The 23,339-nt window shown below is 53.4% G+C and carries 19 protein-coding genes; 10 read left to right on the top strand and 9 right to left on the bottom strand.

The window, feature by feature from the left end; translation table 11 throughout:
* The first annotated feature begins 224 nt into the window (after positions 1–224).
* Positions 225–2,033 (top strand): sensor domain-containing diguanylate cyclase, encoded by a 1,809-nt coding sequence (locus tag V8L71_RS16445; RefSeq protein ID WP_336274806.1) that lies wholly within the window; start codon positions 225–227, stop codon positions 2,031–2,033.
* 2 nt (positions 2,034–2,035) lie between these two features.
* Here V8L71_RS16445 and V8L71_RS16440 read toward each other — a convergent pair whose 3' ends face one another.
* Complete coding sequence (locus V8L71_RS16440; RefSeq protein WP_176303327.1) at positions 2,036–2,593, bottom strand: cytochrome b; 558 nt, start codon at positions 2,591–2,593, stop codon at positions 2,036–2,038.
* 170 nt (positions 2,594–2,763) lie between these two features.
* Entirely contained in the window at positions 2,764–3,627 is an 864-nt protein-coding gene (locus V8L71_RS16435; RefSeq protein ID WP_176303326.1) for a LysR substrate-binding domain-containing protein, read from the bottom strand.
* Positions 3,628–3,728: 101 nt separating this feature from the next.
* Between V8L71_RS16435 and V8L71_RS16430 the strand changes: the two genes are divergently transcribed.
* On the top strand, positions 3,729–4,607 hold the full coding sequence (locus V8L71_RS16430) for a DMT family transporter (protein ID WP_336274805.1): 879 nt from the start codon (positions 3,729–3,731) through the stop codon (positions 4,605–4,607).
* Positions 4,608–4,609: 2 nt separating this feature from the next.
* Here V8L71_RS16430 and V8L71_RS16425 read toward each other — a convergent pair whose 3' ends face one another.
* On the bottom strand, positions 4,610–5,101 hold the full coding sequence (locus tag V8L71_RS16425) for an NUDIX hydrolase (protein WP_336274804.1): 492 nt from the start codon (positions 5,099–5,101) through the stop codon (positions 4,610–4,612).
* Between the two features lie 125 nt (positions 5,102–5,226).
* Positions 5,227–6,297 (bottom strand): hypothetical protein, encoded by a 1,071-nt coding sequence (locus V8L71_RS16420; protein ID WP_336274803.1) that lies wholly within the window; start codon positions 6,295–6,297, stop codon positions 5,227–5,229.
* Between the two features lie 325 nt (positions 6,298–6,622).
* On the opposite strand from V8L71_RS16420, the gene V8L71_RS16415 reads away from it, so the two are divergent.
* From V8L71_RS16415 to V8L71_RS16405, 3 genes are all read left to right on the top strand, one after another.
* Positions 6,623–7,003: a septal ring lytic transglycosylase RlpA family protein gene (locus tag V8L71_RS16415; RefSeq protein ID WP_176303323.1), complete on the top strand. Its 381-nt coding sequence runs from the start codon at positions 6,623–6,625 to the stop codon at positions 7,001–7,003.
* A 259-nt stretch (positions 7,004–7,262) separates the two neighbouring features.
* Entirely contained in the window at positions 7,263–8,267 is a 1,005-nt protein-coding gene (locus V8L71_RS16410; RefSeq protein WP_336274802.1) for an NADP-dependent oxidoreductase, read from the top strand.
* 269 nt (positions 8,268–8,536) lie between these two features.
* Positions 8,537–11,098: a glucose/quinate/shikimate family membrane-bound PQQ-dependent dehydrogenase gene (locus V8L71_RS16405; protein WP_336274801.1), complete on the top strand. Its 2,562-nt coding sequence runs from the start codon at positions 8,537–8,539 to the stop codon at positions 11,096–11,098.
* A 90-nt stretch (positions 11,099–11,188) separates the two neighbouring features.
* Here V8L71_RS16405 and V8L71_RS16400 read toward each other — a convergent pair whose 3' ends face one another.
* Positions 11,189–13,249: a TonB-dependent receptor family protein gene (locus V8L71_RS16400; RefSeq protein WP_336274800.1), complete on the bottom strand. Its 2,061-nt coding sequence runs from the start codon at positions 13,247–13,249 to the stop codon at positions 11,189–11,191.
* A gap of 153 nt (positions 13,250–13,402) precedes the next feature.
* Between V8L71_RS16400 and V8L71_RS16395 the strand changes: the two genes are divergently transcribed.
* Positions 13,403–13,576: a YqaE/Pmp3 family membrane protein gene (locus V8L71_RS16395; protein ID WP_035538925.1), complete on the top strand. Its 174-nt coding sequence runs from the start codon at positions 13,403–13,405 to the stop codon at positions 13,574–13,576.
* A 70-nt stretch (positions 13,577–13,646) separates the two neighbouring features.
* Here V8L71_RS16395 and V8L71_RS16390 read toward each other — a convergent pair whose 3' ends face one another.
* Together V8L71_RS16390 and V8L71_RS16385 are read right to left on the bottom strand one after the other, a co-directional pair.
* Positions 13,647–14,126, bottom strand: a complete 480-nt coding sequence (locus V8L71_RS16390) for a nucleoside deaminase (RefSeq protein WP_336274799.1) — start codon at positions 14,124–14,126, stop codon at positions 13,647–13,649.
* 63 nt (positions 14,127–14,189) lie between these two features.
* Positions 14,190–15,452 (bottom strand): dicarboxylate/amino acid:cation symporter, encoded by a 1,263-nt coding sequence (locus V8L71_RS16385; protein WP_336274798.1) that lies wholly within the window; start codon positions 15,450–15,452, stop codon positions 14,190–14,192.
* A 396-nt stretch (positions 15,453–15,848) separates the two neighbouring features.
* Between V8L71_RS16385 and V8L71_RS16380 the strand changes: the two genes are divergently transcribed.
* The 3 genes from V8L71_RS16380 to V8L71_RS16370 all read left to right on the top strand — a co-directional run bounded on the left by V8L71_RS16380 (position 15,849) and on the right by V8L71_RS16370 (position 17,079).
* Positions 15,849–16,337, top strand: a complete 489-nt coding sequence (locus tag V8L71_RS16380; RefSeq protein ID WP_336274797.1) for a DUF6438 domain-containing protein — start codon at positions 15,849–15,851, stop codon at positions 16,335–16,337.
* A gap of 65 nt (positions 16,338–16,402) precedes the next feature.
* Positions 16,403–16,618: a TIGR02450 family Trp-rich protein gene (locus V8L71_RS16375; RefSeq protein WP_335596674.1), complete on the top strand. Its 216-nt coding sequence runs from the start codon at positions 16,403–16,405 to the stop codon at positions 16,616–16,618.
* A 254-nt stretch (positions 16,619–16,872) separates the two neighbouring features.
* Entirely contained in the window at positions 16,873–17,079 is a 207-nt protein-coding gene (locus tag V8L71_RS16370) for a cold-shock protein (RefSeq protein ID WP_007111402.1), read from the top strand.
* Positions 17,080–17,233: 154 nt separating this feature from the next.
* On the opposite strand, the gene V8L71_RS16365 is transcribed toward V8L71_RS16370, so the two are convergent.
* The gene (locus tag V8L71_RS16365) at positions 17,234–18,103 is read right to left on the bottom strand and encodes a putative RNA methyltransferase (RefSeq protein WP_336274796.1); all 870 of its coding nucleotides are present in this window, start codon (positions 18,101–18,103) and stop codon (positions 17,234–17,236) included.
* Between the two features lie 103 nt (positions 18,104–18,206).
* Here V8L71_RS16365 and V8L71_RS16360 point away from each other — a divergent pair, with 103 nt between their 5' ends.
* Positions 18,207–21,383 (top strand): acyl-[ACP]--phospholipid O-acyltransferase, encoded by a 3,177-nt coding sequence (locus tag V8L71_RS16360; RefSeq protein ID WP_336274795.1) that lies wholly within the window; start codon positions 18,207–18,209, stop codon positions 21,381–21,383.
* A gap of 83 nt (positions 21,384–21,466) precedes the next feature.
* Here V8L71_RS16360 and V8L71_RS16355 read toward each other — a convergent pair whose 3' ends face one another.
* On the bottom strand, positions 21,467–23,236 hold the full coding sequence (locus V8L71_RS16355) for a mechanosensitive ion channel family protein (protein ID WP_336274794.1): 1,770 nt from the start codon (positions 23,234–23,236) through the stop codon (positions 21,467–21,469).
* Between the last annotated feature and the right edge of the window lie 103 nt (positions 23,237–23,339).

The raw sequence follows: 23,339 nt of genomic DNA, 5'->3' as shown, positions 1-23,339 counted from the left end.
TATGAAAGTTTTAAACAGTGACTTTTTTCAAACCTGCCTACACTAAAAATGCTTCTCGCGCGACACAGAAAAATTTGGTAATGATGTTTTTTCTCTACCGCGTTAGTGCAAGATGGTGAGTAAACCGCAAACTCACCTGAGCTCTAGAACGGTGGGCGGCCCCGGCAAGGGTAAGGGAACCCAGGGGACATGGACGGGTTAAAAACTAAAAAAAGCGATGTGATATGCATGTTCGACGTTTAACGGCGAGTGTTTACACCGGCCTATTGCTGCTGTTGGCTGGATGTTGGGTACCTTGGGCACATGCAAATACTCTCTTATCAGTAGCGCCAAACCAGGCGAGCTACTCGCTTGCCCCTTACAGTGAATTTTGGCATGCAACTGATAAATCAATCACGCTTAATAACTTACTCTCTCACCCGCCTGATTTTAAGCACTCCCATCACGAAGAGGATTTAAACTTCGGCTATACCCGTCATGATGTGTGGCTTAGAACACAAGTGCGTAATGACTCGCCAGAAACCCAGCGCTGGATGGTGCAGTTTGAGTACCCATTCTTGGATTACGTCACACTTTACACCCTGCGCCAGCAGGGCATTGAGGCACAGCGCAGCGGTAGTGCAGTCCCGGTTGAACAGCGTGCGCTAGCCCATCGTCAGGCGGTTTTTTCACTAGAGCTTGCTGCCCATGAACGCGTAACGCTGTATACCCATGTGGCTGCCTCAGGCAGCAAAATGCTCAACTACAAGCTAATAACGCCCGAGGCGTTTTATACCCAAAACGATCGCCATAATTTTTGGCTGGCTACCTACTTCGGTATGCTGCTGGCAATGGGTTTATATAACTTACTGCTATTTTTTGGCTTAAAGGAACGGGTTTTTCTTCATTATTCGCTCTTTGTCGGCGGCTTTGCTCTCGCTATTCTGACCTTTAACGGCATCGGTACACTGATGTTTTGGAGCTTTCTGGGTGATAACACGGCTCGTCTCGTGGCACTCGGTTTTACCTTCGCTTCCACCATGGCCACACTGTTTGCGCAAAGTTTTCTTAACACGAAGACCTATTGCCCCCGCTGGCACAACGTATTGAGCACCTTTCGCAGTTACTGCTGGTTGACAGTGATTGCCACCCTGTTATTGCCCACTCCCTCGGCGCTTCACCTCATGGATGTGACGGGCTTTATGGCCGCTTTACTGCTTCTGCTATGCGGCAGCTACTGTAGTTTGCAACGCGTACCCAGTGCTCGGCTGTTTGTATTTGCTTGGTCACTATTTTTACTAGGTACTGGTGTCTTTGCGCTGCGTAACCTGAGCCTACTACCAGCCAACTTTATTACTCTGCACGGTATTCAAATTGGCTCAGCACTGGAAATGTTATTGCTCTCGTTTGCCTTAGCATCGCGCTTCAATAAACTTAAACGGCAAAAAGAGAGAACTCAAAGCGCGATGTTGGCAGCACTCAAGAAACAGGAAACCCTATTGGAACGAAAAGTCGCTGCCCGCACCAAAGCATTGGAGCATTTGGCCAATCATGATGTACTCACTAGCCTGCTGAATCGCCATGGACTGATGCGTTCTGCCGAAGGTGCGCTACAGCGTAATCGTCAGCATGGTCATCGTTTGGCGCTATTAATGCTCGACCTGGATCGCTTTAAGCCTATTAATGATAATTATGGCCATGAAGCAGGCGACTTTGTTTTACAGCAAATAGCCAAACGCATCGTCCACTTAGCGCGCACCAATGATCACTGTGCCCGGTATGGAGGCGATGAGTTCATTATTATCATGGAGAATATAGGCACCGGCGATACGTTAGCGCCTATTCTGGCGCGTATTGACCAAGCCATCTGTTCGCCGATCAACCTTCCCGGCGGTGAGCAAGTCAGTGTTAGCGTCAGTATTGGGGTAAGCACCTGTCACGGCGCAGAGGATGCCACGCTTGAAAGCTTGCTGAGTGAAGCTGATAGCAATATGTATGCAGTTAAATCAAGCCAAGCCGCCGCTTACTATCGCTACGGCTCGGCGAGTTCTTAATTCTAGTCAAACAGGCTCATGCGCTTCATAACGTTGTCACGCTTGATTTTCCAATGGAATATTGCGCCAGCAACGTGTAATACCACTAAGCCTAAAATGATCCAGCCTAACCGCCCATGCCACATGAAAAGTTGTTCAGAGAGCTGCTCACGCTCAGCAAGTAAACCGGGCAAATGCCAGTGGAAAAACTCTACTGGAAAGCCGCCGCTAGCAGTGGCGGCCCAGCCCAGTAACGGCATAATAATGAGCGCTAAATAGAGCAAGTGGTGCACACTGGAGCTAACAATCCGCTCGAACGCATTTAAAGGTGGTTCATGATCTGGGACCACAAACGCCAGCCGAGTAATAATGCGCAGCGTCATCAGCAATAATATCAATACGCCGAGCGTTTTGTGGCTGGTATAAAGCAAGTTCGTGAGCGTATTGCCTACCAACGCAACGGTGCGCTCAAACCCCAGAAAGCCTAGCGTCAAACCGCTAGCCAACGAGAGTAACACGGCACCCGCCACTAGCCAGTGCAGCACCCGGTGCGGGTAGATATAACGATCCAGTTCGTGCATGTAGTGCTCCTAACAGCAAATTTATTTGCTTTTTAGTCTAGTCAGTAACGTTCCCTTTCGCTGATTAAAGCACTTCGCTGCCCTCAACGTTAAGTGTTACTTTTACCCAATGCTTTTCCTCTACTGCCTGCTGGGAACGGTTGAATCGCTACGATCGGTGTTTATATAGCCTAGTCAGGCACGGCTAATTGCTCACGTATTAACTCACCCAAGCGCCGCGCTGGCTCTGAGGGCCGGTGGGGTGCGCGGTGAAGCGCCAGCTCGATCATTGGCAGCGCAGGCAGGCCACTGCTCTCATCCAGTGGCCTTAGCGCCGGCGTCAGCATGCTGCGCGTCACCACCACTATCGCGAGCCCCGCGGTCACAATCGGCGCCAGACCGGCCATGGATTGGCTGGTATAGGCAACACGCCAACTGCGCCCTGCCGACTGCAGCGCCTGCTCGGCGACTTCACGAAACACGTCAGCCCCCGGCGAATAAAGCGCTAATGGCAATGGATCGCTTAGCAGCGGCTGCTGGTGCATTCCGACGGCCCACAGCAAAGGCTCTCGACGGATTACATCGCCCCCTGGCGAGTTGCGTTGGCGTGTCACCAGTGCCAGATCAAGCTCTTTGGCTTTTACCTGCTCTACGAGATGGGCGCTGGTACCGCAGATCACCTTGAGCCCCACCGCCGGGTAGAGCTGATTAAAGTAAGCAAACACCGAGGGCAGCAGCGAGGCGTAATCTTCCGGTATGCCTAACGTGAGGTCACCGGTAACTTGGCGCGCCTGCATATCACTCCATGCTTCATCATTAAGCGCCAGCAGCCGCCGGGCATGGTTAAGTAGGCGCTCGCCTTCTGAAGTAAAGCGTATTCGCCGTCCTTCCCGCTCGTGCAGTATTAGCGATAACTGCGCCTCCAGCCTCTGCAGCTGCATACTTACCGTAGACTGCGTGTAAGCCAAACGTTTGGCGGCGGCGGTCACACTACCAGTATCCGAAATTGCCACCAGAGTACGAAGCAGGGTTAGGTCTAGGGTGGGCGCGCGCATATATCACCATTCTTGATCAAAACGATCATAAAAGATCGATATTGTGATGCTTTGATGATGAGTATGCTGCTCAGCACATGCTCAAATCAAGGAGACCTCCGATGCATCGCGTTCACTCCCCCGCCCTTTTTCCACGTTGGTACAGTGTTGGTGCGGCACTGGTGGCCGTGATGCTTTGGAGCGCCGCGCCGCTGCTGTCAGAGTTTGCCAAGTCGACACCGCCTTTACAGCTAACCGCCGTAACACTGCTTGCGGGGGCGATGGCAACGCTGCCGCTGAGCCGCCGGGTTAATGTTGCTGCCAGCGGCGCGGTTTGGCAGTTAAGTGTCTGGGTGGGCATTCCGTTACTTATTTTTGGCGCGGTGAGTACTTACTTTATAGGTATGCGGCTAGCGCCCGCCGCTGAAGCGGCGCTGATTACTTATACCTGGCCCGTGCTCTTTGTGCTGCTTAGTCAGTGGAGCCGCTTTGGCCGTCTGCGCATCGCAGGCGTTGTCGGTGCGCTGATTGCGTTTTCAGGCGCAGCGTTACTGCTGGTTCCTCAAGCCATCAGCGGCGGATTAGGGGGCGCTACCACTGGCTACGCATTAGCACTGCTGGCTGCCTGCTGTTGGGCGTTTTATTCATGGCTCAGCCAGGCAGCCCCAGTGGCGTTGACACCGCTACTGCCACGACTGCTGCTGATCGCTTGTGCTATTGCCGTGGCCGCTAGCCTGCTACTTGAAGGACAACTCCCTTTACCCAGCGGGGAAGCGTTGCTAGCAGGCATTGCACTGGGGTTAGGCCCTTACGGCGTGGCCATGGTGGCTTGGGACAAAGCACTGCGCTGGGGGCACGCCAGCCTAGTGGGCAGCTTAGCGTATGGCGTGCCGATTCTAGCCGCACTGCTACTGGTTCTGGCAGGCATGAGTGTGCTCGACTGGCGATTACCCACTGCGGCAGTGCTGGTGGTGGTGGGCTGCCTTAAAGCTGGCCGCTAGGCTTACTTAAACAGATTCACCTCGGCTACTTTAATCGCTGGCTCGCTAGATAGAATGTCGTCGAGTAATTCAGGTAGCCATCTGGGTTTGAAAAGCGCGGGGGCGGCCTCGCGCATCTCTTCCCGCGTCCACCAATGCCTAGCCTGAACAGTAGAAGGCTCTTCATCGCTCCACTGTGTAGTGGTAACTTCAGCCATTGGCGGGCAGCGCACCAGAAAGTAGCGCTCAAGCCAGCGGGCTGGCGGAGAGCCTGCCACGGCGTCTATGTCATCTCGTTCGCGCAATAGCGGGCCGAGTGGGCAGGTCAACCCCGTTTTTTCCTTCAGCTCGCGCATTGCCGTGCTGGGGTAATCCTCTCCCTCAAGCAATTCGCCGCCTACAGTGGTCCAAAAAGGCGCTTGATGCTCATCATGATGGCGAAAAAGCAGTAGCTGACCTTGCGGGTCAACCACCATTAAATGTGCTGAACGGCGTGTTTTGATTTGTTGGTTCATAAGCGATCCATGCCTATTATTGAATGACAGTAAACAGTGCTAAAGCAGACACAATGCGTGCTTTTGGCAATGCCTTTTCAGCCTAGCTGGTTTAAATAAATTTACCGGGATAAGTGAGGTAGTAATTAAAGTTGAGGAGGAATTTCCGTCGGTTCCATTTCAATATTTAATTCGAACAAACCACTACCGGTAGCGCTAAAACCGCTTGCGCTTACCGTATAAGTACCAGGCAGCAATTGCTCTTGAAGACGGGAATCGGTGCCCCCTGCGCCGTCGTCGTCGCTGGCTGCAACGCCTTGTCCACTAATTTCAATCAACGTATCGAAATCAGCGGAGCGCATTTCTATGGTAACCAACGAGCTCTCTGCCAGCTCCAACTGATAGATCAGTGGTTCACCGCTGTACCAACCACTTAGCGATCCTTCGGCAGTGAGTGACCCATCGTTGCGCAGCTCGCCATCGCCCGGTAGTTCGTGAGGCGCCACTAAAAGGGTATAAACCCCATTGCCATCGTCATAAGCACTGCGCGCGGTCAGCGTGTATTCACCGGCCTCAAAGAAATCGGCAATGCGGGCGTCTAAATCACCGGCACTGTCATCATCTTCACGGGTATAGCCGTTGGGTCCTTCTATGGCTAAGTAGGGGTCAAAATCATCAGAGCGCATTTCAAGCTGGTAAAGGCCCGCCTCTTCTATGTTCAGCGCTATTTCATCGGCATCGCCCTGCAACCAGCTGTCAAATGATTCGCCTATTATTACCGTGTCGGCATCGGTGAGCTCTACGCTGCGGCTATCAATGGTAAATGGGCCATAGCTATAGGCATCGGCCCCGCTTACCACCACGACATAGTCACCGCTTTCTTCGATACGGTGGCGAACAACAGGCGCATTATCGAGTAGCTGAAGCTGATCATCGTAAAGGGCCACAACGCCTTCCAAGGCACCATCAAGAGAGATTTCAACAATTTCATCTTCTTCTAGGGAGATTGCATAGCGCACAAAGCGGCTGCCATCGTTCCCGTTAAGCTCGCTAGCCAAGGTTATTTCCCCGCGTAAAGGCTCTGCAAGAACGAGCCTCTTGGTGGGCTTATCCTCAGCAGTTTGCAGCTGCAAGGGAATAACCTGAGCAGCCAGAAAACCGACGGCAGCGCCGCCCAACGCCACCAATACAAATGCTAGCGAAGCCGATTTAGCCATGAACGATCCCTTGTTAAGTTGTAATGACAATCATTAATAAATTAAGCAAACGTGATTATAAGATGCTTAACGAAATCAAGTGAGCGTTTGATAAAAAATACTGCATTGCACAAATCTGATTTTTTACTAACTTAACCCCTGGGTTGATAAGTCACTGAAACTCAAGGGCACGAACATTGCGATTAAAAAATCTTGAAATTGAACCTAATTGCGTCGATCTTCTCAAAGCTTGCTGACCCGCAACGACAAGGGTACTATCGCAAGGCCTACTCGGCACCTCATCAAAGAATGCGGGATCCGTAATACGCAAAACTGAGGTACTCCTATGGGAGCCCAAAAACGACTGATCCGAACGATTTGTTTGGCAGCGGTAGTAGTTGGTAGCGCTGCTAATAGTGCTTTCGCACACGAAACAGATACACAGGAAGGCGTCGCCTCCTTTTACAGTGACCGCTTTCAAGGAGCCACCACAGCGAGTGGAGAGCCCTTTGACCAGCAGGCACTGACAGCCGCCCACCCTAGTTTGCCGTTTGGCACGAAGGTGTTGGTGACGCGCCCGGACACGGGGCAAGAGGTAGAAGTATTGATCAATGACCGCGGCCCCTTCGTTAAAGGGCGCATTATTGATTTATCCAAACGCGCGGCAGTGAAGCTTGGCATGCTACGCCGCGGTACAGCACCGGTTATGGTAACGCTGTTGGATTAACGGATAACACATTCTTGGTTGGTGTGTGATACCCCTTAGCCTAATTAATGCGACAGTAAACCAGTCAAAATAGTGCCACTCTATACATACAGGGCGACCAGCAATGGTCGCCCTGTTTCTTTTGAGGTGCTTTATCGCCTACCGCTTTCTCATGCATGGCGAACTTGCAAGCAAGCTAATGGTCTCTATGCTGCAAGGAGTTCAATGCGCGTAGCTGAAACAGATAGCTCAAAGCGCCCTTTATTCGCAGGAGGCATTTATGCAGTCACGGTTTTATACGCTTAATGATTACCCCCAGGGCCTACCCGATCGCTCTCTGTTTAAACTGGAGACACAGACGCTGCCTGAGCTAGCCGACGGCGAGGTGCGAATTCGTAATCGCTGGCTCTCTGTGGACCCTTATATGCGGGGCCGCATGAATGGCGTTCGCACTTACGTAGACCCCTTTGAACTCGGCAAACCTATGGAAGGCGGCGCCGTTGGTGAAGTGATCGAATCCAAAGATCCAAGCCTAAAAGTAGGTGACAAAGTCAGCCACATGGGCGGCTGGCGTGATATTGCCCAACTGCCTGCCCAAGGGGTGACGCCATTACCCGAACTTGATGTTCCTGAACAGGCTTACCTGGGTGTGTTAGGCATGCCGGGCATGACCGCCTGGACCGGTCTTAATTTGATTGCAGAGTGCAAACCGGGCGATAACGTTCTGGTCAGTGCGGCCAGCGGTGCGGTTGGTTCGTTGGCGGTTCAGTTAGCCAAAGCAAAAGGATGTCATGTTGTGGGCATTGCGGGTGCTGCTCATAAGCTCGCTTGGCTTGAATCACTGGGTGTCGAACCGGTCAGCTATCGCGATCGCAATGCGCATGAACTAAGCGACGCCATTAAGCTCGCAAGCCCCAACGGTATTGATGTGTATTATGAAAATGTGGGTGGCATTTGCCTGGAAGCTGCCCTCAGCCAGTTAAATGAAGGCGCCAGAATCGCAGTGTGCGGTATGATCGACGACTACAACGCCGCAGAGCCCACCCCAGGCCCCAGCAACCTTTCGCAACTGGTCATCCGTAAAGCCAAAATGCAGGGCTTTATCGTGGCGGATCACTGGTCGAGCTACCCCTACTTCCTAAACGAAGTGGCCCCGCAAGTCGCCGCTGGCAAACTGGCTTATAAAGAAACCGTGAAAGAGGGTTTAGAGAGCACGCCAGATGCTTTCTTGGCGCTATTTGAGGGCGGCAATACCGGTAAGATGCTGGTCAAACTAGACAGCTAATCGTTGCGTTAGATTAAACTTACTGGTGCTACCTACCCCACATCCCGAAAGCCGCGCTACGTTGATAGTGCGGCTTTTTTATTGATGACTGTTCGTGCTTGCCCACCAGAAATCATTAGACCAAAAGCGAATTGATTATTAAAATCGATTAGCTATTGAGATGTGTTTTAACCCATCGGCTTTGCTGATGGGTTAGGGCACATTGCGGAATCGCCGCTTAGCAGCCACTGCTAAGTGGCATTAACTCGTTGTTAAATAGGGGTTACCTCATGGATGAACACTCACGTACGCACAGCAGGTGGCCGCTATTACTGCTTGGCCTTTTGTTAGTTGCGGCGGGACTTGCCTTGGCCATTGGCGGCGGCAAGCTGCTTAGCGTAGGCGGCAGTGCTTATTACTTAATTGCCGGCATCGGCATTATCGCCAGCGGTGTTTTACTCGCCATGCGCCGGGGCGCGGCGCTCTGGCTGTATGCGTTCATCTTGTTTGCGACGCTGGTGTGGGCATTATGGGAAGTCGGCTTAGACTGGTGGCAGTTGGTGCCACGCGTTGCGATCCTCTGTCTAATCGGGATCATTCTACTGCTTCCCTGGTGGCGTAAACCACTACAGTCACGGGGCGGCAGCTTGGCCTTGGTAGGTAGCATTGTTGCCGCCATCTTGGTAGCTATTGCGAGTCAGCTGAACGACCCAGGCAGCATCGAAGGGACGATTTCCAACGCCAGCGAAGAGGCCAACGCCGTTAACCCCGCGCAAGTAGCGGGAGACGACTGGCCTGCCTATGGCGGCACCAATGCGGGCACTCACTACTCCTCACTTGAACAGATTACGCCTGACAACATCGGCGAACTGGAAGAGGTATGGCGCATTCAATCCGGTGATGCGGCAGGCCCTAACGCGCCGCCTGAAATCACCAATCAGAACACCCCGCTTAAAGTAAACGACAGCCTGTATATTTGCACCTCGCACAGCCGCGCAATGGCGCTCTCCCCGGAAACCGGGGACACATTATGGGAGTTTGACCCCGAGGTGAGCACGATGGGTGCCGAGGATTTCTCGCTCTGGGCCCATATGACCTGCCGCGGCCTCGCCTACTACGATGCGGCTAACTACTCTGCGGCGCCAGATGCTAACGAATCAGCGGATAACAGCGCGTCCACAGACAGCGCTGCTAGCAACAACGATGCACCGAACAGCGACACAGCACTCTCTTTCGACATCTTCGATAACAGTGATATTTTCAGCGTCGATCTCTCTTTCTTGTCACTGCTGTTTGGTGTTGAAGAAGATAGCACTACGCAGCCCATGCTTAGCGAAACGGACGTCATGTGCCCACGCAGGCTTTACCTGCCAACCGCCGATGCGCGTTTAATTGCACTGAATGCCGACACCGGTGAGCGATGCGCCAACTTTGGCGACAATGGTGAAGTCGACTTGACCAACAATATTGGCGACTTCGACCCTGGCGGTTACTACTCCACATCGCCTGCGACGGTAACTGAAAATCTGGTCATTCTAGGCGGGCATGTTACCGACAACAGCTCCACCGATGCGCCTTCTGGCGTCATTCGCGCCTTCGACGTGCATACCGGCGAGTTAGTGTGGAATTGGGATAGCGGTAACCCCGATAACACCGAACCATTAGCGGAAGGCGAAACCTACACACGTAACTCGCCTAACGTATGGGCGCCGATCAGCGTAGATGAAGAACTCGGCATGGTTTACCTGCCCATGGGTAACGCCACACCAGATCAGTATGGCGCCGACCGCACTGAGAACGATGAAACCTATAGCGCAGGCTTAGTGGCACTCAACCTGGAAGATGGTCAGGTTGAATGGGTTTACCAGTTCGTTCATCACGACCTGTGGGATATGGACACACCCGCGCAGCCGGTGCTGATTGATTTAGCCACTGATGAAGGCACCCAACCCGCGGTGATTCAGCCGACCAAGCAAGGCAGTCTTTACGTCTTGAACCGCGAAACCGGTGAGCCGATGGTGCCCATCGAAGAGATACCTGCTCCGCAAGGCGCCGTTGAAGGCGACTGGACGGCGGAAACACAGCCACGCTCGGCGCTTAACCTGCTGCCTCCCCCGCTCACCGAGCGCGATATGTGGGGCGCCTCACCGTTTGACCAAATGATGTGCCGTATTCAGTTCAACTCGTTGCGTTATGAAGGACAGTACACGCCGCCTTCGCTGGAAGGCAGCATTGTGTATCCGGGTAATGTTGGCGTGATGAATTGGGGTGGCGTTGCCGTTGATCCTGAACGCCAGGCGCTATTCACCGGCGCTAAATACTTGGCCTTTGTTTCCACGCTGGTACCTCGCGATGAGGTAGAAGAAGGACAAGGCTCGGCCAGCGAACAGGGGTTGCAGCCTAATGCAGGCGCTCCCTATGCCGTTGAGCTTGGGCCACTGCTTTCCGTTCTAGGGCTGCCCTGCCAAGCGCCTTCCTGGGGCGATGTGGCCGGTATCGATCTACAAAGCGCAGAAGTGGTATGGAAGCACCGTAATGGCACGACACGTGACAGCATGCCGTTCGATCTGCCGATTGGTTTGAATGTCGGCGTTCCGGCGCTCGGCGGACCGCTCACCACCGCGGGCGGTGTATCGTTCTTGAGCGGCACCCTAGATCAGTACCTGCGCGGCTACGACATCACCACTGGCGAGGAAGTGTATAAAGCACGCCTTCCGGCAGGTGGCCAAGCCACCCCCATGACCTACACCGGCGAAGATGGTCGCCAGTACGTAGTGGTCACGGCGGGTGGTCACGGCACCTTTGGTACCAAGATGGGTGACTATGTGATTGGCTACGCGCTGCCTGAGTAACCGATCGACCTAGTAGACTCACCAACGAGAACGGGCGACCCAAATGATGGGCCGCCCGTTTTTACTCATCGTTTTTTATTCATTTAGGGTTTAGAAACGTACTTCTAACCCGCCATAAACACTGCGCCCGGGAGCAGGCTCGTAAAAGCGGCCAAAGGTGCCGTTCAAGCGCACATTGGAATAATGCTCTTCATCCAATAGGTTGCGCACGCCCACATAGGCATTTAGCTGCGTATCGCTGCCCAACTGCCAGCCATCTCCCACCCGCAGATTGACCAGCCAGTAGCTATCGACCTCGGTTTCATTAGCATTGTCAGCCACCAAGTCACCCACGTATTGGGTTTCAAGGGTCGCAAAGCGCTCATCAATTCCTTCCCAGGTTAGCTGATTGACCCAGGTCTGTTCAGGTAAGCCGGGGATACGGTTGCCACCAAAGCTTTCCGTTGGTGTGGCAAATTGATCAAACTCATAGCGCGCCAGCGTCAGAGCACTATCCAACCGCCACTGGTCGGCTAACTGCCAGCCTAGCGCCAGCTCAATGCCGTCGCGGTCGGTGTCGCCTGCGTTTTGGTAGAAGGTGCGGCCGCCGTCATCATACGGCACGAGCTCGTCACGCACGCGCACCGAAAATAGCGCCAGATCGTAATCCATGGCCAGCGGTTCAACGTAGCCCCGCAGCCCCACTTCACGATTCCAGGCTTTTTGCGGCGACACCGACGGGTTAAAACCACCGCCTGCCGGATTGGCAAACTCGGAGAACGTCGGCGTTTCAAACGCCGTACCGGTATTGATATAGGCTTGATGCTGCGGACGATAACGGTAACTTAACCCCGCCGAACCGCTCCACTCATTGAAGGTCTGGTCACCGCTTTGATCGCCATCGTCCAAATAGCGATCATCTACTTCTAGCTCCACTCGGTCAAAGCGTGCGCCAAGCGAGAGCGTGACCTGCTCGGTTAAAGCCAAATCACCTTGAGCAAACACCCCAGCCGAGGTTGCCGTTTGGGTCTCTTCCGCCAGCTGCTCACCAACAACACCCTGCGGATTGACATCGTTTCTAAAGCGTTCGTCGTCTTGGCGAGCCACATCCACACCGGTGATATAGCTCAGCGGTAAGCTGCCCAGGCTGACCTCATGGTGATACTCGGCGCTCGCGCCCAGGTAATCACGCTGGTAGCCGATGCGACTGTCACCCACGTAAGGCAACTGCTGCTCAAAATCGCGCTGGGAAATAAAGCCTTTTAAGTAGAACTCGCCAGGGCCTGCGGACAAATCTTCGTACTGTAAGCCGAGGAGCTGTTGATCGACATTCTGCCCAGCGTCTAGGGCGAGCGAGTTAGGCGCGGCTTGATCACGCCCTGCGGCTACTTCTCTGGCGTTTAAAGCACCAGGATCTTCAGAACGGGGGTTATCGAGGAGATTGATAATCGCGGTTAACGCTCGGTCGCTGCCTAACTCGCGGCGGAGTTTGGCATTCAGCAGGTACTTTTCCGTGGAGCTCTGCTCTCGATAGCCATCGACATTAAGCGCTGAAAAGCTCACATGGTGCGACCAATCCCCTTGGGCGCCACCGGTTTGCACGACCGCCTTACGGTAGCCATCGCTCCCCACCTCGGTACGCACGCTTGAACCAGGGTTATCGCGCCCATCCGCTGTGGTGATATCAATCACCCCGCCCGCCGCATTGCCATAAAGCACCGAAGAAGGCCCACGGATGACTTCAATACGCTCAGCGCTGTCCAGGTCAATGGCATCTAACTGCGCCTGACCGTCTGGCAGCGTGTAGGGAATACCATCGACCATCACGGTAATCCCGCGTACGCCAAACGGCGCGCGAGCACCAAAACCGCGGATGGAAATGCGCTGGCCCTGGGCGAAGTTATCGCGGTTCTGCAGAAAAACACCCGGCACACGCACCAGTGACTCATCCAATCGCGCGCGCTGCTGACCTTGCGCAATGGCTTCGCGGTCAATGGTGGAAACCGCCGCGGGCGTATCATATAGCTCACGCGCCAAACGAGGCGCGGTCACCTCCACGGTGGCCAGGTTAGTGTTGTTCGTCGGGCCCTCTTGAGCCCAGCTTTGACTTGCTACAAAGCAGCTCAACACCCCTAAAGACGCGGTGGTGACTTTCAATGTTATGTTGGGCATGGGGTCCCTCCCAGATAGTGTTAGTGGAAATTGAAAGCGTAAATGAACGATTTTCTATTGGGTTAGTCTCAGCTTATTCACCAAGGCCTGGATAAAACTTCCGACAGTGCCTACACTTGTACAAGTTACACCCCTGAAAGCAAAGGAGGCTTCATGGCGTTTACAGCGACTGATCCGATTAAGATGATTTTTGCCGTTATACTTCCCCCACTCGGCGTATTTTTTGAGGTCGGCTTTAAAGGGCATTTCTGGCTGAACATTATCCTAACGCTATTTGGCTTCATTCCGGGCATCATTCATGCGTTTTATGTGATATTGAAGCACTAGCATTTAATGAAGCTGTTTGTTGGGTATGTGACGCCGCCTAAGCTAACGCTTAGGCGGCTTTTTTGTAGCATTAACTAAGGCGTCCGTGTCGACGCTGATGCAATGCACGCACGCTCTCATCAAGCTCTGGAATAGGGCCTTCTACCTTCAGCCCAGGTACCACCTTTTGAATAGGCAAAGTGGCAACAGGCGGCGGCCCAACCCCTAAATCCGCTAGCCAGTCACTTAGCTGCTCTGATGAGCTCGCATAAACAATACGCCCCAGCCCTACCCAGCCATGGGCAGCAGCACACATGGGGCAATGTTCGCCTGAAGTATAGACAGTCGCCGCTGCTCGCGCTTCTGGCGTCATATGCTGTGCTGCCCAGCGTGCCAGAGCAAACTCAGGGTGTTGCGTGGAATCACCACCGGCAATGCGGTTACGGTCTTCTGCCAACACATCACCTTCAGCACTTACTAGCACACTCCCAAAGGGCTCATCGCCCGCCTCAAGGGCCTCTTCAGCCAGCTCAATGGCACGTCTCAGATAGATGAGTTCTCGATCATTCATCGTGAGTTCTCCTTTAAATCAACGGCGCTGACTTACTATCCCTTTCTTACTATCCCTTTCTTACTACACCTTTGCCGTGGCGGACGTATCTTCCAGAGCTGTCTCTTTCAACTTTTCGCCTTCGCTTCGGGCAATAACGGAGGAACCCACTAAATCGCCTGTCACGTTAAGCGCCGTAGCCCCCATACCTACCAATGCATCAATGGCAGTGAGCAGCGCAACCGTCTCTATTGGCAGCCCCACTTGGGCAAACACGGTCGCGATCATAATGATCCCAGCGCCTGGCACGCCTGCGGTACCCACCGACACCAACGTGCCAATCAGCACTATCTGCACCATGCTAATGAAATCCAGCGGCGCGCCAATCACGTTGGAAGCAAAGACCGCCGAAATCGCGATACGAATCGCCGCACCATCCATATTCAAGGTAGCCCCTAGTGGCAGGCTAAAGCCATAGATGCTTTTGGAAATTCCCAGCCGATGCGCAGCATTAATAGTGAGTGGCAGTGTGCCTGAGCTGCTTTGGGTGGCAAACGCGGTTGCCATGGGCGTACGTGCCTCACGAAAGAAGGTAAGTAGCTTGACGCCAAACAGCTGCATGATGCCGCAATAAATCAGCAAATGAGTGGCGATTGCGATATACAGCACCACCACCATGTCGCCCAGCGATAGCAGCGTTTCCATCCCCTGCTGGCTTACCGTTTCGGCGACAATCGCAAACACGCCGATGGGCACGTAGTGCAAGACGCCCGACATCACTTTTAAGGTGACCTCATTGAGCGCTTCAATCACCTCATACAGACGCTCGCCTATCGCCTGCTGACGTTCAGACTGCCGCATTTTTAACAAGGCGATGCCAAACACCAGCGCTGTAAAAATAATACCCAGCATATTGAGCTCGGCGAATGCACCGATAATATTACTGGGCACGATATTAAGCAGGGCATCCACAACGCCAGGGTTATCCGGCACCGAGAAGCTGGCTTCCTCCTCCAGCCTCATTCCGCTACCCGGATTGAACAGGGAAGCGATAGTTAAACCCACGGTGATCGCTAATGCCGATGACGCTAAATAGTAACCAAATACCTTGCCGCCAATACGTCCTGCACTGCCCTCTCGTGACTGGTTCACCCCCACCATCAGCGTAAACAGTACAATCGGAACAATCAGAAAAGTAAGCAGCCGAAGGAGCAAATCGCCTAACGGCGCCAGCCAGGCCGCTACCGGCTCATCACCCACCAACCCGACCAAAACGCCCAGCACCAGTGCGATGGTGACGCGTAAAATCAACGACGCCTGTGAATAGGCTTTCCATATGCGAGTCATTTAAGTCCCTATAGGTTTGCATGTGTGAGCAGGTCTAATGTGAGAAGCATGTGCCCCACTTATACATCTCATTCTATTAGTGTGGCACAGCGATATCGACAAGATAGGAAGGCGACAATAAATCAAGGCGGTACGCACTTTCTCTGCAGGCAGCCGGAGAAACAGCTCACCACTATCGCAGGCCCGTTGGCTTTTATAGAGCACAGACGCCTCAAACATGCACAGCCTTGTGCATGTTTGTTAATTTAGCGATTACTTTATGGAAACTGTTGGCGTTAACGTACACTGCAAAGCCGAATCCCCTCATTCAAGCATTAAGGTATTGCTGGCACGAATGAAGTCCTCTGCAAATAACGTATCAAGTCAGATTATCTTTACAAGAAAAGGAGTTTTCGCATGCGTTTTTCTATTACCTGTTTAATGGTATCCACATTGGCGCTAATGACAGCGGGCTGCGCGCAGCATTCCGCCACGCCCAGCGAAAATAGCCTGGCTGAAATCCGTTATGAAGTAGGCCCTTGCTACGGTACCTGCCCTGTCTATAGCGTTGCGGTTGAGGCGGATGGTACAACCCGCTACGTAGGTGAACGTCACACGGCCGTTGAAGGTGAGCGCACTCAGGCAGGCAATGCGACTGTCTTTCGTTCGCTGCAAGAGCGGCTAGCTGCGATGCAACCCGACATGGGCACAACGCAGCAAACCCTTGATTGCGAACCCCGTGCCACCGACCTGCCACATTACACAGTGACGTGGGTTAACCAGGATGGCGAACAAGCAGTGCTTGAACACGATACGGGCTGTCACTCTGAAAACGGTCGCGAACGCACCGAGACCCTAAAAGGCCTCAATGCAGAACTTGGCATTGAAAACTGGGTACAACAGTAAGTGCAATAGTCAGTGCATAACCACTGATGGCAGCTAACAAGCGATATCTTTGCCAAGGAGCGTCAATGCATACGATCAATCCGAGCAAGCTACACCACAGCAAATGGACGGCTGCCCAGCCAAGCAATAAAGAGAAGCACTTTATGGTTACCCAGTTGCTGCGCGATGAAGAAGAGAACGTAGTAGAGGTCGTGATTGAGGCTGTGTACTCGCATCGCGAGCTCATTGTGCCGTGGCAAAGCTTAAAAGATGACAGCGTGTGGAAAGTAGGCTGGCAATAGAGGCTACTCAGTGAGCGCAACGGTAGATAATCAACAAAGGGTTTGACACGAGCTACATTTAATGACACTGTAGCGCCAGTTGGTTAGCAAGCAAGCATGGTTTCAGAAGTGTACGAAAAAGATTTAGAAATGTACGAGATAGACGAGTACAAAATCTTTCGGCAAGACTGTAATTGTATTCCTTGTTTTATCCGCTATTAATCTGGGTGATACCAGGAACTTTACAAATCGCATTGCGCGAAAGGATTTTTATTATGTCTACTGGCACAGTTAAGTGGTTCAACGATACTAAAGGCTTCGGTTTTATTGCTCCTTCTGACGGCGGCGATGACCTGTTTGCCCATTTCTCTGAAATTCAAGCAGATGGCTTCAAAACCCTGCAAGAAGGCGCTAACGTTTCTTTTGACGTTACCCAGGGTAAGAAAGGCCTTCAAGCTTCAAACATCAAGCAAATTTCCTAAGCCCTAGCGCTTAAGAGTTTGCTCGAACCTTCCGAGGTTCGAACAACAAGGCCCGCTTATGCGGGCCTTGTTGCGTTTGGGCACTGCTAACGTGACAAATACGCTAATGTGACAAGTACGACAGTGCACCAAAAATCTCTGCTTTAAGTAACGGCTAAACTCGAAGCCACTGTACTACTCGCACATCCACCGTAGTGACTAATGTCTCCAGCGCCGCTGCCCGCGCACGCCCTTCCGCACTGGCCCGATAAAGATGCGGTGTCATCGCCAATAAATCGGCGATCTCCTCAGCTCCCTTTAGCGCTATCGTGTAACGCACGTTCTCGCTGCTTTGGTAGGCAAAACTTTCCGGCACTCCCGCCTCATTTGAACGCTCTGGCTTTAATGTGGGGTAGATAATTTCCCGCAGCTCGCGCAGATGATTTGGCCCAGCCTCCACTTGGAGCAGCACTCCACCGGCTTTTAATACCCTGGAAAATTCGCTATACACAGGAAAGCCAAACATACACAAAACGCTATCCAGTGTTCCCGCCTCTACGGGTAAGTGCGCATTGCTACCCACCACCCAACGACTTGTCGGCGTCTGCTTATCATCCTGCTTCGCCGCGGCGAGCACTGCCCATTTAGAGATATCCAACCCCATCAGTGCAAGTGATTGCTGGGCTGGTACGGCGCGGGCCAGTTGACGCAGGTAATAGCCTTCCCCACAGCCGGCGTCTAAACAACTTAGCGGCGAGCTGCCTGACGTAGGCGGCTCCTCAATATGGCGCAGTACAGCGCTACTGATCGCCTCTGCAATGGGCTGATAGTGCCCCGCGTTTAAAAAGCGCTGCCGGGCTGCCACCATGGTTTTACTATCACCAGGGTCATGGGAGCGCTTCTGCTGCACAGGCAGAAGGTTCACGTACCCCTGCTTGGCAATATCAAAGCTGTGCCCAGCCGCACAACGCCATACATTGCCCGCAAGCTGTAGCGGTTCACCATCCAGCGGGCAAGCCAGTGCCTGAAAAGGGCTCATGCTCATAGGTGTTTCATCTTAAATTAAGAGATAGTGTATGAAAATGTGGTTAAGAAAGTACGTCATTGAGAGTGCGATAACGCAAAAATTCGGTAAAGGCTAACACACCATGTATCGATTACTGCGCATACCCGGCGCCTGGCCCTACCTGATCGCTATCTTTCTCAATGCCTTTGTGGATCTGGGGCACAAAATCGTGATCCAGAACACAATCTTCAAAAGTTACGATGGCGAAACTCAGGTAGTACTCACCGCGCTTGTGAATGGGCTGATTCTACTGCCATTCATCTTGCTGTTCAGCCCGGCTGGTCACGTAGCCGATAGCTACCCCAAAGTGCGTATTCTACGTGTCTCTGCTTGGATCGCAGTAGCGGTATCGCTGGGCATTACCGCTGCTTACTATCAGGGTTGGTTTTGGCTGGCATTTGCCATGACGCTACTTCTCGCCATCCAGTCGGCGTTCTACTCTCCGGCCAAATATGGCTTGGTAAAAGGCTTGTTCGGCAAACCTCGCCTAGCGGAAGCCAACGGACTCATTCAGGCCATCACCATTGCTGCCATCCTGGCAGGTACAGTGGTTTTTACGACGCTGTTTGAAACCTGGGTCTCGTCTGATAAGCAAACGCCAGCGCAGCTGTTACGCCAAACAGCCCCACTGGGTTGGCTATTAGTGCTCAATAGCGTTATCCAAGTCATCACGCTGTATCGCCTGCCATTGGATGAAACCACCCGCTCCGATACGCCGCTAACCTGGCAACGCTACCTCAAGGGTACGGCGCTTAAAGATAACCTGAGGATTATCGCCCGTCAGCCAGTCCTCAGGCTCTCCATTATCGGCCTTGCCACCTTTTGGTCAGTGGGCCAAGTGCTACTCGCGGCCTTCCCCGCCTATGCCAAAGATGCCCTCAACGTCGATAACACACTGGTGCTACAAGGCATTCTAGCCGCCAGCGGTATCGGCATTGCGCTGGGCTCACTGTTGGCCAGCAAGTTATCTCACAACCGCATTGAAACCGGTCTAATCCCCGTGGGCGCTATCGGCGTGGCCGTCGGCTTATGGTGCCTGCCGCTGTTAACTACGCCCGCTAGCCAGGCAGTGAATTTTGTTTTTATTGGCATCATGGGCGGTCTGTTTATCGTCCCCCTCAATGCGCTGATTCAGTTTCACGCAGCCGACAAAGAGTTAGGCACCGTACTGGCCGCCAACAACTGGTTCCAGAACATCGCCATGCTGAGCTTTTTGGTACTCACGGCGCTGTTCGCGCTGGCGGGAGTGGATAGCCACTATCTGCTGCTACTGATCGCTACCGTGGCGATGGTGGGCGGCGGTTATACGATCTTCAAACTGCCGCAAAGTCTGGTGCGCTTTCTGTTGAGCTTCCTGCTGACCCGACGCTATCGCGTCGATGTGCATGGCCTGGAGAACCTGCCCGCCCAGGGTGGCGTACTGCTACTGGGCAATCATATCAGTTGGGTGGACTGGGCCATGGTGCAGATCGCCAGCCCTCGCCCAGTGCGCTTTGTTATGCTGAAATCGGTTTACCAGCGCTGGTACCTCCGCTGGTTCTTCAAAGCCCTAGGCTGTATTCCCATCGAGCGTGGCAGTGGTGCCGAACAGGCGCTCGCCGATGTGGCCTCACAGCTCAATGCGGGAGAAGTGGTGTGTCTGTTTCCTGAAGGGGCCATCAGCCGCACTGGTCAACTGGGCGAATTCCGTCGTGGTTACGAGCGCGCCTGTGACATGGCAAATCCAGACGTCAAAATCGTACCGTTCTACCTGCGTGGCCTATGGGGCAGCCAGTTCTCCCGCTCCTCCGGCAAATTAAAAGAGATGCGTAACGCACCACTGCACCGTTCGGTGATCGTCGCGTTTGGCAAGCCGCTACCCAAAGATACCTCTGCCGATGTGCTTAAACGGCGTATTTTTGAACAGGCAACCCGCTCCTGGCAGCAAGCCATGGACGAACTGCCGACACTACCCAACGACTGGATTCAGACTGTCAAACGTCGGCCTAGCGACCTTGCCTTGGCGGATACCCTGGGCAGCCCGCTTAAGGCCAGCCAGGCGTTAAGCGCCAGTCTGTTACTGGCGAAACGTCTTCGCAAACTCAATCCCGGCCAAAACGTCGGCCTGCTGCTTCCTACCAGCAGCACCGGCGTCATTGCCAACATGGCCACACTGCTGGCCGGCAAAACGGTAGTAAACCTCAACTACACCGCCCCCCAGGAAGTGCTCGCGTCTGCGCTTTCCCAGGCCGAAATCGCAGTCGTCTTCACCTCACAACGGTTTGTGAAGAAACTGGAAAAAAGCGGGCTAAACATCAGCCAATTACTAACCGGAAAGCAGGTGATCTATCTGGAGCACCTGCAAAGCGACATTGGCACCACCGAGCGCTTGGGTACCTGGCTAGCCGTTCGCTTATTACCGACATGGCTGATACAGCATGGTTTCTGCCATAGTCACGATACTGATGCCACCGCCGCCATCGTATTCACAAGTGGCAGCGACGGCTCTCCCAAGGGCGTAATGTTGAGCCATCGCAATCTGATGGCCAATATCAAACAGACCTCTGACGTGCTCAATACCCAGAGCGACGATGTGGTTATGGGGTCGCTGCCCCTGTTTCACGTCTTTGGCTTCACGGTGACCCAGTTGCTGCCGTTAATCGAAGGATTGCCGCTGGTCTGCCATGCCAACCCCGCCGATGCTCCCGGCATTGCTGGCGCCGTTGCCAAGCACAAAGCCACCCTCTTGTTCAGCATGTCCAGCTTCCTATCGATGTTTGTCAGCAATTCAGCCGTGCATCCGATGATGCTGGAAAGCCTACGGGTGGTAGTTGCCGGAGCCGAAAAGCTCGACGAGGATGCGCGCATCCGTTTCGAGCTGAAGTTTCACAAACCCGTTTATGAAGGCTACGGCGCCACCGAAGTTGCCCCCGTGGCCTCCGTGAATCTACCCGACGCTCTGGGCGTTAATTACCAGCAGGTACAGCGCGGCAGCAAACCAGGTACCGTGGGTATGCCGCTGCCCGGTACCAGTTTCAAAATCGTCAAGCCAGATAGCTTTGAGGAACTTCCTACCGGGGAAGCAGGCATGGTGTTAATTAGCGGCCCCCAGATTATGCAGGGTTACCTCAACGAACCACAGCGCACTGCCCAGGCGATCCACGAAATGGATGGCCAACGCTGGTATATCACGGGGGACAAAGGGTTCATTGACGAAGACGGCTTTTTGACGCTGATTGACCGTTATGATCACCCAGCCAACGATGATGCTCAGCTATAAGGTTTAAAGGGGAGAAACTCTCCCCTCATAGGCAATAGTAAGGCAGCGTTTTGCGCTGCCTACTTGACTGCTGATGAATGCGCCTAAGGATTATCTACTTCAGGGCTATTTTCCTCAGAACTACTATTTTCAGAACTTTTTGTTTCAGAGCTATCCGTTCCCGACGAGCGTGTGCCCTGCTCGCCACGGGCGATATCGTTGTGGCTGATCACCACGATATCTCTTGGCCACCACTCGGGATGGTTATCACGGATATAGGCCAACAGTTTCTCTCGCACGTTCATCTCTGCCGTCCAGCCCGCTAGCGGGTCTGACGTCATAAGGTAACAGGTGACGGTTTGCGCCGTTCCTGTTTGAGCGGTCACGTAACACAGCAGCTTATGGTGTTCGATAACACTATTTTCCTCTTTGGCCACTTCGAGGAATTTATCTCTTAACAACCCTATATCGGCACTGAGGTGGAGTGTCAGCTCTAGCGTCCGATACATCTTGGTGCTCTTCACCGACAAATTATCGAAAGGCTTAGACGTAAAATAGGTGACAGGCACAATCAAACGCCGTTCGTCCCATGACCTTAAGCGAATGAAGGTGTAAAAAATGCCTTCTACATAACACCACTGGCCTTCAAAAATCACCAGATCGCCAATACGAATAGGCTTGGCAAACGACAGCTGAAACGACGACAGGATATTACCCAGCACCGTTTGACCCGCGACACCCACCAGTACCGCTAACACACTGGCAGAGGCCAGGATAGAAAGGCCGAGGGATTCAAAGAGCTGAATCTGCCCCAATATATAAATCGATACACCGGTCACGGTGATCAGAATAATAATACGGCGCAGCGCGTAGAGAGAGGTTAGCAGCCTGCGCTCGTCTCGCGGTTTCGTGTCATCAATTTCGCCCACTAATCGACGCGTCATCCGCAGCATAATGGTGTCCACTAAGCGCAGCGCTATCGTCCCTGCTCCCCAGGCTAAAATACTGATTAACAGCACTCGAAAGGTAGTCGTGGCGACCGCCGAAAATGACACCACATAATCCAGCAATCCCTGGGTAACTAATGACATCGCAATCAGCGCCGCAGGTATACCAATTTGACTAGCAAAAATGCTCGACACGCCGGAAGGCAACCATTTCGACATCAACCCGATCAGATGATGGACTCCCCACCCCACCATGCCGACGACCAGCAAAAAGAGCGGAATAGCGATCCATTCCCAAATCCGCAGAAGGCCAAACGACGCCTGGAAGCGCTCGGGGATGTAGCCTTCTAGCATTGACGGACCGTACTGCTCATACAGCACCGGAATATATGACACGCTAACGGGCATGATCAGCCAGACGGGCTCCTGCTCACCGACCCGATACCTACCCAGACGAATATCGTAAGTTTCTCCATTGGCCTGCATAGAGGAGACTTCGATATTGCGGCGCGCCTCACCGACACGCGGGTTTTGGCCCGAAGAGTCTTCAATAACAGCATCTTCCCGCCCCGGTAGGTCAGACACACTCAGCCATTCACCGCGTTGGAAAATCTCGGCCAATTGCCGGGCCAGTTCACGCCCCTTCTCTGGCTGCTCCGCTTCCGAGAACTCGGCGAGGTTGAGTATATGGGCAGCGGCTTCATACTCTTCCTGATCCGTCAGTGCCAGGAAACTTCTGATTGACTCACGGGGCGTCACCCGATTCGCTTCTTCGGGCGGCTCGCCGAGCCCTGGGTTCAAGGCATCGACGGTAAACCATCGGCTGTTCTCGCTCTCTCCTCCTTGAGTTTGCGCTGCGCATAGGCTGGAAAAGGTTAGTGCTACTACCAGCAAACACCATGCGAACCACGAGCTTTTTACTTTCATAAATACCTTAGTGAAGTAGGTGGGCCACGTTGCCGACCGCCGACAGGCTAATGACTAGCCAGCCCAACCTTCATCACAGGGCCATCCTTGTCAGCGGGAGGAC

This window comes from Vreelandella indica, from assembly GCF_037070225.1.
Taxonomy (GTDB): domain Bacteria; phylum Pseudomonadota; class Gammaproteobacteria; order Pseudomonadales; family Halomonadaceae; genus Vreelandella; species Vreelandella arctica.
Note: the sequence above shows the minus strand (reverse complement) of the source record. Positions and strands in the feature narration are given on the sequence as shown.